The 12421-nt window shown below is 39.5% G+C and carries 14 protein-coding genes and 3 pseudogenes; 3 read left to right on the top strand and 14 right to left on the bottom strand.

From position 1 onward, the window contains the following. Nucleotides 1–7: 7 nt before the first annotated feature. Nucleotides 8–502 carry an Hsp20/alpha crystallin family protein gene (locus M5V91_RS02510; protein WP_251175769.1) on the top strand — a complete coding sequence of 165 codons (495 nt, stop codon included), beginning with the start codon at nt 8–10 and terminating at the stop codon, nt 500–502. Here the strand turns inward: M5V91_RS02510 and M5V91_RS02505 are convergent. The 9 genes from M5V91_RS02505 to yoyC form a co-directional block, all read right to left on the bottom strand. Then, nucleotides 499–996: a GNAT family N-acetyltransferase gene (locus M5V91_RS02505; RefSeq protein WP_251175770.1), complete on the bottom strand. Its 498-nt coding sequence runs from the start codon at nt 994–996 to the stop codon at nt 499–501. The genes M5V91_RS02510 and M5V91_RS02505 overlap by 4 nt on opposite strands. A 172-nt stretch (nt 997–1168) precedes the next feature. Continuing rightward, nucleotides 1169–1939, bottom strand: a complete 771-nt coding sequence (locus tag M5V91_RS02500) for a CAP domain-containing protein (RefSeq protein WP_009332559.1) — start codon at nt 1937–1939, stop codon at nt 1169–1171. A gap of 447 nt (nt 1940–2386) precedes the next feature. Beyond that, nucleotides 2387–2848: a FixH family protein gene (locus M5V91_RS02495; RefSeq protein WP_019379681.1), complete on the bottom strand. Its 462-nt coding sequence runs from the start codon at nt 2846–2848 to the stop codon at nt 2387–2389. 17 nt (nt 2849–2865) lie between these two features. Then, a complete protein-coding gene (locus tag M5V91_RS30870) occupies nt 2866–3252 on the bottom strand; it encodes a sensor histidine kinase (protein WP_439649956.1) in 387 nt (128 codons plus the stop codon). After that, nucleotides 3219–4082 (bottom strand): sensor histidine kinase, encoded by an 864-nt coding sequence (locus M5V91_RS30865; RefSeq protein ID WP_439649955.1) that lies wholly within the window; start codon nt 4080–4082, stop codon nt 3219–3221. The genes M5V91_RS30870 and M5V91_RS30865 overlap by 34 nt, the downstream gene beginning before the upstream one ends. Next, a complete protein-coding gene (locus tag M5V91_RS30860) occupies nt 4079–4267 on the bottom strand; it encodes a hypothetical protein (protein WP_439649954.1) in 189 nt (62 codons plus the stop codon). The genes M5V91_RS30865 and M5V91_RS30860 overlap by 4 nt, the downstream gene beginning before the upstream one ends. Continuing rightward, nucleotides 4264–4938, bottom strand: a complete 675-nt coding sequence (locus M5V91_RS02485; protein WP_009332562.1) for a response regulator transcription factor — start codon at nt 4936–4938, stop codon at nt 4264–4266. Before M5V91_RS02485 ends, M5V91_RS30860 begins: the two co-directional genes overlap by 4 nt. Nucleotides 4939–5022: 84 nt before the next feature. Beyond that, nucleotides 5023–5919: a YncE family protein gene (locus M5V91_RS02480; protein WP_284521702.1), complete on the bottom strand. Its 897-nt coding sequence runs from the start codon at nt 5917–5919 to the stop codon at nt 5023–5025. Between the two features lie 123 nt (nt 5920–6042). After that, entirely contained in the window at nt 6043–6309 is a 267-nt protein-coding gene (gene yoyC, locus M5V91_RS02475; protein ID WP_009332564.1) for a protein YoyC, read from the bottom strand. Between the two features lie 115 nt (nt 6310–6424). On the opposite strand from yoyC, the gene M5V91_RS02470 reads away from it, so the two are divergent. Beyond that, nucleotides 6425–6667, top strand: coding sequence for a hypothetical protein (locus tag M5V91_RS02470; protein WP_009332565.1), 243 nt, complete (start codon nt 6425–6427; stop codon nt 6665–6667). Between the two features lie 45 nt (nt 6668–6712). Here the strand turns inward: M5V91_RS02470 and M5V91_RS02465 are convergent, their stop codons facing one another. The 3 genes and pseudogenes from M5V91_RS02465 to M5V91_RS02455 all read right to left on the bottom strand — a co-directional run bounded on the left by M5V91_RS02465 (nt 6713) and on the right by M5V91_RS02455 (nt 8985). Continuing rightward, the gene (locus M5V91_RS02465; protein ID WP_009332566.1) at nt 6713–7546 is read right to left on the bottom strand and encodes a hypothetical protein; all 834 of its coding nucleotides are present in this window, start codon (nt 7544–7546) and stop codon (nt 6713–6715) included. Between the two features lie 126 nt (nt 7547–7672). Next, nucleotides 7673–8591 (bottom strand): annotated as a pseudogene (locus M5V91_RS02460) (CobW family GTP-binding protein). Further along, nucleotides 8584–8985 carry a hypothetical protein gene (locus tag M5V91_RS02455; RefSeq protein ID WP_217026248.1) on the bottom strand — a complete coding sequence of 134 codons (402 nt, stop codon included), beginning with the start codon at nt 8983–8985 and terminating at the stop codon, nt 8584–8586. Before M5V91_RS02455 ends, M5V91_RS02460 begins: the two are co-directional and overlap by 8 nt. Before the next feature lie 115 nt (nt 8986–9100). On the opposite strand from M5V91_RS02455, the pseudogene M5V91_RS02450 reads away from it, so the two are divergent. Then, nucleotides 9101–9717 (top strand): annotated as a pseudogene (locus tag M5V91_RS02450) (class I SAM-dependent methyltransferase). A 57-nt stretch (nt 9718–9774) separates the two neighbouring features. Here the strand turns inward: M5V91_RS02450 and M5V91_RS02445 are convergent. Then, a complete protein-coding gene (locus M5V91_RS02445; RefSeq protein ID WP_254786579.1) occupies nt 9775–10704 on the bottom strand; it encodes an LCP family protein in 930 nt (309 codons plus the stop codon). A gap of 127 nt (nt 10705–10831) precedes the next feature. After that, nucleotides 10832–12327 (bottom strand): annotated as a pseudogene (locus M5V91_RS02440) (lmo1851 family serine protease). Between the last annotated feature and the right edge of the window lie 94 nt (nt 12328–12421).

Genomic DNA, 12421 nt, shown 5'->3' with positions numbered 1-12421 from the left:
CATCTTTATGGAACTGAAAAAATGGAAAGATTTAATAAAAATGTCCGCTCAATATCAGAACCAGGATTTTTGGGACACCTTATCGCCTGAGAATTCCAGTCACAATAAAAAACATTCCTTTTCAGGACTGGAGCAGGATAAAATCAATCGTTTCCTATCTAATCAGGATATTTATCCGCGATGTGACATGTATGAGTGCAATGGGGATATCAAAATTGAAGCAGAGCTCCCCGGAGTTTGCAAAAATGACATTAAAGTATCTCTCGTAGGAAATGAACTAATTATTAAAGGAAAATGTTCTTCATTTCATCAGCACTTGCGCTATTTTCTGAAAGAAAGACATAGCAGATCCTTTGAAAAAGTGCTTACCCTCCCCATGCCTGTTGATAAATATTCAATAGAAACGTCATTCGAACATGGGATACTTTCCATTTCTCTCCCCATCTTAATCCAAGAGGAAGAAGCAATACCCATTTTTGTAAAGGGTGAAGAAACGCTTTAATCAAGCAGTTTATCATAACAATAAAAAGGGTTGACCCGATCCATGAAGATTGTACCTGCAATGACATATCCGTTTTTTTCAAATAATCTTTGAGCCTTTGTATTCAGCGAGTATGTATCGGTTCTCATATACGGTATCCCTTTACTGACTGCATGTTCTTCAGCAAATAAAATTAACTTGCTCGCAATTCCCTCACCTCTGATCTCTGGATCTACTGCCAGACGGTGAAATACAAAACACGGCTCATCTTTTCTCCACGAGGCATTTTTATATTCCTTAGCCTGAGTTTGATCGACAGTAATGGAACCTGCAACTTTTCCATCAAAGATGGCCGTGTACAAATTGCCTGCTTCAATATCAGCTAAAAAGTCCTGATCCTGGGGATAAGTCCGGTTCCATTGGTCATTTCCCTCGGATTCCATAATGCTAACAGTCTGCTGGACGATGTCCATAATTTTTTTCAAATCTTCTTTTGTTCCTTTTCTAATATCCATTCAAATCACCTGTTGCTTCTGATTTTAGTGTCTTTTACTAATGTTCCTTTGAAGGCTTGAATACATACATAGAGTCCAAGTAAATACTACTCATAACGTAAACGACAGTATTCAGGTGACAGTGCAACAAAAAAAGGCAGCCTAAAGAGGCTGCCTTTCACTCGATCACATATTATTTGCCAATGAACATTTGAGTCCAGTAGTTACCGTCAGCAACATGGCCTACACCAAGATGCGTGAAGTTTGCATTCATGATGTTTTTACGGTGGCCTTCACTATTCATCCAAGCTTGTACAACTTCTTCAGGAGACTGTTGGCCCATAGCAATGTTTTCGCCTGCTGTAGTGTATGAGATGCCGAATTGCTTCATCATATCAAATGGTGAACCGTAAGTTGGGCTGTTATGGTCAAAATATCCTTTAGACTGCATATCACGTGATTTTTCACGAGCAACTTTGCTTAATTCTACATCCAATTTAAGCGCAGGCACTCCTGCTTTTGCACGTTCCTGGTTAGTTAATTCAAGTACTTTTTTCTCATAAGCACTTACTTCAGAAGTTGCAGGTGCCGCTTCTTTTGTCTGCTCAGCAGGTGCTTGCTGCTGTGCAGGAGCCTTTGCTGTTTCCTGTGCTTTTGCAGGCTGCGCTGCTGGAGCTTTTGCTGTTTCTTGTGCTTTTGCAGGCTGCGCTGCTGGAGCTGCCGGCTTTTGAGCTTCCTGTTTATTTACTTGAACATTTCCCCAATTAATATTGTAGTTTTTAAGGTATTTTTGAAGAATGCTATTGATCTGTTCCTGGCTTAGGTTACCAGATTGAGAAACTACCATTTTTTTAGCTTGTTCAGGAGTAGGACAATTTGAAGCTGCGTCCGCTTGGTTAGCTCCTGGTGCTGATACTAGTAATGCTGCTGCCGCTGCTACTGAGTAAATAACTTTCTTATTCATGTATTTAAATCCTCCCTGTGTTTGTTTTCTTTGTTGTATGGTGCTGTGTGACTTGCACAATCATCATATCACAGGGTTTTTCGTAATATTTTTGGACAGATTTTACAACTCCCTGATTTCAGGACACCTAAGAGACTTTTAAACTAGTAAAATCAGGGCTGCACCTTTTCATAAATCCTTATATTAATAGGTTTAGGGTTATTCATAAATGGGTAATTGAATGATTGGATTTTTTCTCTTTAGTGGAAGCCGCTCTGAACAAATACCATTTATATACTAAAACATCACTATTGACAGGTTTTTAGGCTGACAATATTCTTTACTTTTATTACACCATTGTAACAAATGTTATAGGTATATGTACCCGAATTTGGGTATTTATGCCCCTAAAGGAAAAGTTTTTGGAGAATTACCGGATCCAAAACAAAAAGCAGCCATCGCTGCTTTTTAATGGCCGCTATCATCATTCTCTTCCATATTTTCTATTTCCGGGCTGGCTGATTCTTTTTCAGGTTCACTAGGCTGGCCGATCACAAATTCTTTTTTAGGCATATTATGCATCCTTCGTGCCGTTACGTGTGAATATATATAGTAGGTTCCTTCTTCTTCGAATGTTTTGTCGAGGCGATAAATCCCGTTTTCAGCATGTTCAACAAGAATTTTTTCGTGTTCTTCCGCATTTGCTCTCCAGATTTCAAACTTTACTTCATCTGCATCCGTGACCTCTTCTTCCCCATATGTAACTTTTGCTTCAAAAACTACCGGCTCATTTGCTTTTGCTTTTTCAGGATTAATCGATAATTCGACTTCCAGGAATTGCGGTTCTTCCTCAGCTGCATTGTGATTGCTGCAGGCTGTCAGGCTTACCATGAACATTACCGGGAGCCAAATATTTAGTAGCTTCTTCATCATAAATCTCCTTAATCTTACCTTATTTCGAACAGCGGCAGCACGATTCTAACCGTCGTACCTTTATTTAATTCACTTAAAACAGTCAGCTCACCTTGATGGAGCTTAACTAGCTTTTCTGCAATCGCAAGACCAAGACCTGTACCGCCATCTGATCTCGTTCTGCCTTTATTCACTCTATAAAACCTTTGTTTAATTTTGCTTAAATGTTCTTCAGAAATCCCAATCCCTGTATCCTCTATTTGAATCACGCATTTATCTTTCTCTTGAGATAAACGGATGCTGATTCTGCCTTCTGCTGTATACCGAATTGAATTATCCATAATATTTTGGATGATCTGCTCAATCCTGCCTTCATCCCCGTTGATGATTACTTCAGGATCCAGGCGGTATTGTAAATCCAAATTTTTTCACGGAGGATAGGCTTGTATTTTTCAATAGCATCCTCTATAAGCTGTCCCAAAGGCAGCGGCATTTTTTCGAGTTTGTATTCATCTGATTCAAGTTTAGATAAATCAAGCAGGTCTCCCACCAAACGTTCCATCCTTTTTGACTCTCTAAGTATCAGCTGCAAATATTTTTGCCTGTCCTCCTCAGATTCTGCCATCTCGGAAATGAGTGCTTCACTGTAGCCTTTTACATAGCTGATGGGAGTTCTTAATTCATGCGATACGTTTGCCAGAAAATCCTTTTTCTTTTCGTCTTCTTTCTGTATAGATGAGGACATATGATTAAATGCATTTGCCAGCTGGCCAATTTCGTCCTTCGAATCAATGTTTAAATGAATATCATAGTACCCCTTTGAAACATGGTCAGCTGCATCCTTCATATCCAATAGGGGCTTTGTCAGTTTTTTAACCAGCATGGTACCTAAAATGATGCTGATAACTGTAAAAATCATCGCGGCAGCAAACCAAAGATACGCAAAATCCTGGGTAATCTCTGAAATTTTTGCCAGGGGAACATATAAATATATTATGCCCTGCAGCCGATTATCATCGAGAAGCGGAATAATGACACCCATAATCTTTCGGTCAAACCTTTTTTCATATCCCATTTTTTCAACTGCGCTGCCTTTTAGCAGCTCTTCACGTTCTTCTTCACCAATTAGTGTCTGATAGTCAATTTCAAAAGGCAGACAGGCACTAAGCTCTCTAGGATTACTGACAATAAAAACCTCTGTTTCTGATTTTGAATTATACCAATCGATTTTTTCCCTGAGATCCTCTGTCAAAGGCCCCCCATGTATTCTGAAGAAAGGCTCCTCCCTTCAGTAAGCAGAGATTCCCTTACATTTTCCACATAAATTTTTTCATAAAATAAATAAGATAGAAAGTAGGAATATAAGATCGTAATGATAATCGCCGCAGTCACGGTCAGCCACATTTTTTTCGCCAGGCTATTGGTCAGGAATTTCATTCACTTGGCACCTCGAATTTATAGCCTACTCCCCAGACTGTTTGGATATAGTCACCAACCCCCAGCTTCATTCTCAGCGTTTTTATATGAGTATCCACGGTTCTTAAACTTCCTGTATAATCAATGCCCCATATATATTCAAGCAGCTGTTCCCTGCTTAATGCCTGGTTTTTATGTTCGATAAAAAATAGAAGCAATTCATATTCTTTAAGAGTAAGCGTGACCTGTATCCCCGCAACCGTGACCTTCCTTGCTTTTTTGTCAATTGTGATTTTTCCAATTTGAATAGAATCCATGTCACTTTTTAATCCGCCCGTTCTTCGGAGAACTGCATTCATTCTGGCAATAAGTTCTCCAGGACTGAAGGGTTTGACAATATAGTCATCCCCTCCTAACTGCAGGGCTTTCACTTTATCCCATTCCTCTCCCTTGGCAGAGAGAAATATAATTGGTACATTTGATTTTCCCCTGATTCGAGAACATACTTCAAATCCATCTTCACCCGGCATCATAATATCTAGAATAACTAAGTCCATCACATTATTTTCAAGTATGCCATATGCTTCAAAGCCGCTTTCTGCTGAAAAGCATGTAAATCCTGAATTCCCCAGGTACATTTCAATCAAATGCCTCATATCTGCTTCATCATCTATAATCAGGATATTCAGCATGTCATTTCACACTCTCCCTAATGACTATTTTAAAAGGGCCCTCTCCAACCTTAATATTTTTAAGCGTTTTTAAATTTTTTGGCTCTAGTATATGTAAATCATTGCTGTCATAACCGGCGACCAAAAGTATATCTTTTGCAAAAGCCATTTCAAAGGGATTTGCTGCAACCGATACAGAGGCAGTTTCTTCCCTGATTCATTAATTTTATATAACATATTTGATCCATGGCTTAAGACATATACATGATTTTCTTGTCCAAGAAAATTAATCGGCATCGAAGCAGCCTTAATCCTCTTTTTTAACTCCCCTGTTTCGGTATTATACACATGGATATTCTGTTCAATCTCAACACCTTCTCCATGTCCGCCAATCCAGATTTCACCGCTTTTCTCATTAAGCCAGGCACCGGCTGCTGAAGGATGAATTGTAAATTCCCCGCTTTTTGCTTTTGACTCAAGATCGATAATTCCCAATTTCTCATGGTTGAAGCTTAGGACAAATAGCTTTTTCTCTGCAGAGGATTCAAGGAGGGTAAGCGGATCTCTTTCTGTCTCGACCTGTTTTTCCTCCTCTCCATTTAAATTAAAGAACCTTATTTTGTTCAAGTTTTGATCTGCAAAAGCTATTTCATTAGTATCAAGCAGGATGCCGTTGACAATTCCTTCTCCTGTCTCCCAGCTATCAATCAGTTTTCCTTCCTTTAAGGAATATTGATCAGCCGTCTCCAGCTGTTTTCCATAAAGAAGTATGGAGTCATTGTCCGGGAGAATCAAAGCCCCTGTATAAGGTTTCTCCATAATCCACTCTGCCGCCATCTCCTTCTTAGCCAAGTCTACATAAGATATGGTCATATCCTTGATATTGACTGTAGCAGCAAAAGTTATATCTTCTGGAATTGCAGGCTGTCTCTTTTCTGAGCAGGAAGTAAGAAAGGCTGCTATTATCAATAATAAGAAAAACCAATATTTATTTTTTGACATACCATTTCTCCTTATGACTATCTTACCTTCATCTTACCTTAATATTGTGAGATAAATGTGAAAGGATCTTGAAACCTAAAGAATACCTGCTGAATTCAAAAAAAATAGGAAGCTTAACCCTTCCTATTTCAAACATTCACATTCATTGATATGCATTTGGATAAGTGCGTTTTTTGATGTTTCATCCAAGTCTGACTGTGTAATTCTCTTAACCGCAAGGTAGAATTTTTCATAGATAGTCTTACGGACTCTAGGATGGGAATTTTCATCCTTTAGCTCCCTGGAGATTGCTTCCTTCAATATCATTTCAGCATTATGATCCTCTTCGAGTTTCCGGTTATTCCAAAGCTTCCGGTATTCATTCAGAAGCTTTTCATAGTCTGGACTCATTACTGCCACATCCCTTCCAAAACAGGAACCATTATATATCCCTAAATGTATTTTTACATAAATAATTTTATAAATGCAAAAAATATAGCTAATATGCCAGAAAGGAGAATGATTAATGAATTCACCTTATCGGTGCCCAAACTGTAAAACCAACAGAAGCCGATTCAATATTATTCAGCAGGTGCCTCAATCCATTAAAATGGATCCACAGACAGGGAATGTATTGGAAGAGTACAGCAGTGAACAGCTGTCCCCTTTTCATATGCCTTATAAAGGCCCTGATAAGAGAGTGCAGTGTGCTGCTTGCGGACTAGTGGAAGACGAACGCACATTCATCAAATTTGGCGAAAAACAGTAGTATTGCTGAAAACGAATAAAAGCTTGAGATTTTATTCTCAAGCTTTTATTCGTTCACTAACTTATTTTCCTTAAAGAATCTTTTATTGTCCACTTTCCATGCGTCGGCTTGTGAATAGCGCACAAGATAGATGCTGCCTCTAAAATGCATTCTGCCGCGGTTCTTTATAAACCAGTCAACTTCCACCGGCACTTCCAGGCTCAGCTCGCCTGTCAAATCCTCAGCAGGAAGCACAGGCATCGCACTCAGCCTTACATTTTCTATGATGGGCAGGATTTTATTCCATGGCAAAGGCTGCAGGGAAATGGGCTGTACGATCTTGGAATCCTGCTGTTTTAATCCAGCCATGAATGCACTGATTACTTCATATGGATTTGCTTTATAGAGATATCCATCAAGTTTTCCTGCTGCTTTTAATATCATCAGCTTGTGCGATAAATCCATGTAATTGGTACGGTGGGTGGTACTGCCATAAAAATGAATACAGAAGTGGCCGGGAAAGTTGTTTTTCAGTGCACCGCCTCCATGGGGCATTCCATGCATGGAAGCGGCAATCCACTGATTTCCATTAATAATAATGATTGCTCGCCTCTTCCAGCTCCATTTTCCTCCATAAATGCTTTTCATTATTTTTGTTTCTTCTGCGTCTAATGGCTGTACATCTGCATGATGGCTGCCGGCTCGTCTTTGAACTTTAAACTTCTTGCCTGTTTCAACATCCAGAACAGTAAATTTACTGTATTTAGGCAAGATCCCATTCACTTTTTCCCAAGGGATCATCTCAATTTTCCAGCTTATCCCCTCTTCCGCTGCAGTAGTGTGTGTGGCTCCTGCAGCAAAAAGAACAATGAAGATAACGATTGCGTGTATTGTTTTCATAAGTTCCACTCATTTTTTATGTTTTTTCGGTTCAGCATTATATATTGAGTTTCCCAAAAACAGGTTTTTTTCATTCATATGAAGGAATAAAAAAATCGCACAAGTTGAGTGCGATTTTTCTTTTCTTTAATGAATACCTTCAAGGGTTTTTAATCTTTTCTCCATTTCTCCCCAGTCAAGATTTTCTCCTATAAAAACCATATTCAAGGGCAAATTCATGTTTTCCTGCATATACAGCGGCATTCCATAAGAATACTGAAACAGCAACGGATACTGTGATGAATGCAGTTTCAAATATCCTTTTATTCTGTAAACAGTATCAGGGAGGCCTCTTAGAAACTCCTCAAATTCAGTCTGGTTAACAGGTTTTTGAAACTGATAAACAAAAGTGCTCAAGCTTAGATCAGAAAAAACATGTGAACTGGAAGCCGGGCTCTTTTTCCCGGAAGTCATACCTCTTACCTGCTTCACAGCAATCTTTGAGTACGATGTTAAGATGCTGAAAGCCTGGCTGTTTAGACCCTGTACCTCCATTGTAAGCCTGGCCTGTTCCGCTTCAGTAAGGTCATCTGCTTTATTTAAAATAATTAAATCCGCATGCCTCACCTGCTCAATTAATAGCTGCTGAATCTGAGGGCTTAACAGCTTTCGACTAAGCCATCTTGGACCATCAACAACTGAAAGAATCCCTTTTACCAGCATTCGATCTGCAAAGAGGGGGAAAGGATACTATCCAGAACTTCAATGGGATGAGCTGCGCCTGTTGTTTCAATATAGATCGCTTCCGGCTTATCAACCATCAATAATTCCTGAAGCTGAGCTTCCAGCTTATCTGAGATTGTACAGCATATGCATCCATCAAGCAGCTCCTTTAATGGTACATCCTCATCGACCACGTCCGAGTCAATTGATACTTTTCCAAGCTCGTTCATCATGACTGCCACTTTCCTGCCTTGCTTTTTTCCTCCTGGAGCAGCTGCTTAAGAAGTGTAGTCTTCCCGCTCCCAAGAAAGCCTGATAATATATATATTTCTGTTTTATTCATATTTTTCCCCTTCTTCACGGTCTGCAAGCATTTCTTCAATCATAATCATCATTTTCTTCTCTATTGAATCAATATCCAGATTTGTTAAGTAACCAACGGAATGAAACATTTCCTGTTTGCATTTCCAGATGGGAATATATGCATTTGGATAAAAATCATCTTCCGTTTCAATTCCCAATTCCAAAATGGACTCATAGTCAACTTTAAATACATCATTTTCTGAAGCACTGCGGCCTTTAATGGTTCTGATCAGGTCTACTACCAGATTTTCCCCGCCGGTTTGAAAGTCTGTTTTATAGTTATTAAGAAGTTTTTCTGCAAGCTTTTCGCATTTTTGTTCTATAGCTGATATTTGATTACGGGTCTGCTCATTAAGTTCCACTATCTGCTTCAAAGGATCACCTCTTTATAGCTATCCTGTCTAATGACACATTGTATATGATTTTCTCAGTCCATACAAACCTTAAGTCATATTTGCTATAATCTCTAATAAGGATGGTGGAGTTAATATGCTCGAAAATACCGGGGAAAGAATCATACCGGAGGAAATGCCGATTACAAACGGAATGCTTCTGGAACATTTGGCGCGTTACTATTTTGCCCTTTATTATGCAAGAGGAAGAGTCCTCGATATTGCCTGCGGAACGGGGTACGGCTCAAAAATCATGGCAAAAGCCAAGAAAAAGAAATCAATGAAATAATCGCAGTAGACGTTGATGGAGATACACTGAAATATGCCAGGCAGCACCATTATCATCCTCTTGTGCAATATGTACAGGCCAATGCAGAAGATGAAATCCTCCCAGATCAATTGGGATTCTTTGATGTGATAACGAGCTTTGAAACGCTTGAACACCTGGAATCAGAAGAAATATTTCTTAACAGCCTTTATAAAATGCTAAAGCCTGGAGGGACTCTCATTTTATCCACTCCATTCGGCGCTGGAAGGGGAAAACCAACAAGAGAGCCATTCCATTATCATCAGCTGACTGAAAATGAATTCACTGATCTGTTTAAGGCATACGGAGAGACGGAATTTTATTATCAGAGAAGTGTTCTTATTGAACCGAAAAGAGAAGGCAAACACTACCCTTTTGGGATTGCGGTCTGCAGAAAAAGTAAATGAGGAGCCCCACTGGCTCCTCATTTACTTTTTTAGAGCTCTTCGGCTCTTTTTTCGGAACTATTCTTTTTCAGCCTTCAGAAACTGCTTCAGTGCTTCTGAGTTTTCTTCAAAATCCAGCTGGAGAACCGATCCGGCATGCTCATAGGTTTTATTTTCAAAACTGTCTGTAATCGGCACCCTCAGTGTTTCAATATCAGTAACAGGATCCATTAAAAATGAAACACCTAAGGCTATTGCTTCCTCAATCTTTAAGTCAGTTTCAACGTATTTCAATGCCTGGCTGATCACTTCCGGAAATCTTGCCAAACCGGCAGGTGAAGAGAATTGATTCATCACTTCATCTTTAAGCTCTATCAAAATCTCCTGCTGCCTGTCCACTCTCCCAAAATCACTTTGTCCATCATGGCGAAATCTGACATACGATAATAGGTCGCTCCCCTTAAGTTTTTGCTTGCCAGGATCCAATTCCAATCCCATATCGTCAATCATTGCAGAACTGACTTCCACTTCAATTCCATCCGGAGCAATGGCATCAAGCATTTTTGTAAATCCCTTAAAATCGATAATTGCTGTATGATCGATTTGGACTCCGAAGTTTTGCTCTATTGTATCCTTTAATAAGTCCTTGCCGCCTATATAATAAGCATGATTCAGTTTGCTGTACATATATTCATAATCAGGAATTTTTACATAGCTGTCCCTCATTAAAGAGACCAATTTAATCGATTCTCCAGAAGGTATATAACTGGCCAGAAGAATAGCATCTGAACGTGAATCCTCTTCTCCCCTGCTGTCAACACCAATGAGCAAAAAGTTTTTCGTTTCATTTCCAATAGCGGATGGCTTTTTACCTTCCTTTTCAACCCCATCAGCTCCAGAATCCTGCCTTACCTCATTTGGATCTTCTTTTTGCTGATAGGAAGTACAGCCGGACAGGATGGCTGCAGCCAATAAAAAGACAATTATTATATTCTTCAAGCGAATCACCCCTGCACTGCTTATAGTAAAGTTTACTATCATTGTGGGAAAGATGAATGCTTTATATACCCATTTTCTATAACAGGAATACATGTATCAACAGAAAAAAGCTCTCCAAAAATGGAGAGCTTTTGCCTTAAGATTCTATTTGTTCTTTCAGCACTTCGGCTGCTTTTTGAATTTGCGTATCATTTTGATCAATTTTTTCACGGAGTTTTTCCATCAGTCTAAGGGTAGACTGCCCTGATAATACTCCATTTTGCTCAAGCTTTTCGGCGGCCTGAAATTCTTTGACAGCCTGTTCTGTTTTTTCATCAAAGAAACCGTCTTCTCTTCCAGGATCATATCCAAGTGCTTTTAGCATTTGCTGTCCTGCTTTAACCTGAGCTGAAGAAACAGAAAGCTTTAATTCAGTGTCAGGATTAATAAATGGCAGTGTAGCATAATCCGGCAAGGCCACTTTGTGATCCGGTGTTATTCCCTTTTATGAATCCAATTCCCATCCGGTGTGAGCCATTTTTCAGTAGTGAATTTCATGTTTGATCCATCGGAGAAGTCCTGTGCACGCTGGACTGTGCCCTTTCCAAACGACTTTTCACCGACAAGCGGCACATCTGCAGACTCGTGTACTGCGGCGGCCAAAATTTCTGATGCACTTGCGCTTCCTTTATCAATTACAACTACTAAAGGAATATTCGGGTTTTCCTCTTTCGTTGATTTAACTTCTTCCCTGTTTCCATTGCGGTCTTCAATTTGGAATAAAATCTCGCCATCCGGGACAAACAGGCTGGAAATTTCCACCGCCTGATCCAAAAGACCCCCAGGATTCTGGCGAAGATCAAGAATTAACCCTTTCATGCCCTGCTTCTGCAGATCATTCAGAGTTTCCACCAGCTCTTTAGAAGTATTTTCCGAGAAAGTAGTAATCTGCACTTTTGCAATACCATCTTCAAGCATTTCCCCATAGACGGTTTCAAGGGGAATAGTATCACGAGTAATGGAAATATTCATAGGCTCATCTGAACCAGGGCGCTGAACTGAAAGTTCTACCTTAGTGCCCTTTTCACCTCTGATCAGCATAACGGCCTCAGTCGAACTCATCCCCTGAAGACTTTTTCCATCAACGGACAGGACCTTGTCATTCGGTTTAAGCCCGGCTTTTTCAGCAGGTGAACCTTTTAATGGTGAAACAATTACAATGTAGCCTTCCTGTTCCTGGATTTCAGCTCCGATTCCTTCAAATGAGGATGAAATACTCTGATGGAAGCTTTTGGCTTCTTCCTCATTCATATAGTCTGAGTATGGATCATCCAGCGCTTCAAGCATACCGTTAATAGCGCCATTTATAAGGTTATCCTGGTCAACTTCCTGGAAGTAGTTTGTTTTAAGGGTATCATAAGCTGTATAAAACTTATCAAATTCCCTTCTATCGCCAGTTCCAACATCTACTGCTTTTTCATCTCCAAAAGCCAGTGCAAAGGTAGTAATTCCAGCTGAAAGGAAAACAATAAAAAACAGCAGCATTACAAAATGAAACTTTTTCATGCGGATAAAACCTGAATGGTTATTATCGGGTGTTTCGGAAGTTTCTTTGTTTAGATCTTCATTTTGCAAACTCTTCACCACTTTCATTACCGTAAAATAACTATGTAGAATCCTTAATGATTAGAATAACATTTTTATCGAAAAAATAACAAAGAAAAATGCATATGTGTAAAAATTGAAA

This window comes from Cytobacillus pseudoceanisediminis, assembly GCF_023516215.1.
Classification (GTDB): domain Bacteria; phylum Bacillota; class Bacilli; order Bacillales; family Cytobacillaceae; genus Cytobacillus; species Cytobacillus pseudoceanisediminis.
Note: the sequence above shows the minus strand (reverse complement) of the source record. Positions and strands in the feature narration are given on the sequence as shown.

Bases quoted from the DNA above. Each gene is read 5' to 3' on its own strand.
- M5V91_RS02510 (WP_251175769.1), top strand. From the start codon at position 8: ATGGAACTGAAAAAATGGAAAGATTTAATAAAAATGTCCGCTCAATAT.
- M5V91_RS02505 (WP_251175770.1), bottom strand. From the start codon at position 996: ATGGATATTAGAAAAGGAACAAAAGAAGATTTGAAAAAAATTATGGAC.
- M5V91_RS02500 (WP_009332559.1), bottom strand. From the start codon at position 1,939: ATGAATAAGAAAGTTATTTACTCAGTAGCAGCGGCAGCAGCATTACTA.
- M5V91_RS02495 (WP_019379681.1), bottom strand. From the start codon at position 2,848: ATGAAGAAGCTACTAAATATTTGGCTCCCGGTAATGTTCATGGTAAGC.
- M5V91_RS30860 (WP_439649954.1), bottom strand. From the start codon at position 4,267: ATGAAATTCCTGACCAATAGCCTGGCGAAAAAAATGTGGCTGACCGTG.
- M5V91_RS02485 (WP_009332562.1), bottom strand. From the start codon at position 4,938: ATGCTGAATATCCTGATTATAGATGATGAAGCAGATATGAGGCATTTG.
- M5V91_RS02480 (WP_284521702.1), bottom strand. From the start codon at position 5,919: ATGTCAAAAAATAAATATTGGTTTTTCTTATTATTGATAATAGCAGCC.
- yoyC (WP_009332564.1), bottom strand. From the start codon at position 6,309: ATGAGTCCAGACTATGAAAAGCTTCTGAATGAATACCGGAAGCTTTGG.
- M5V91_RS02470 (WP_009332565.1), top strand. From the start codon at position 6,425: ATGAATTCACCTTATCGGTGCCCAAACTGTAAAACCAACAGAAGCCGA.
- M5V91_RS02465 (WP_009332566.1), bottom strand. From the start codon at position 7,546: ATGAAAACAATACACGCAATCGTTATCTTCATTGTTCTTTTTGCTGCA.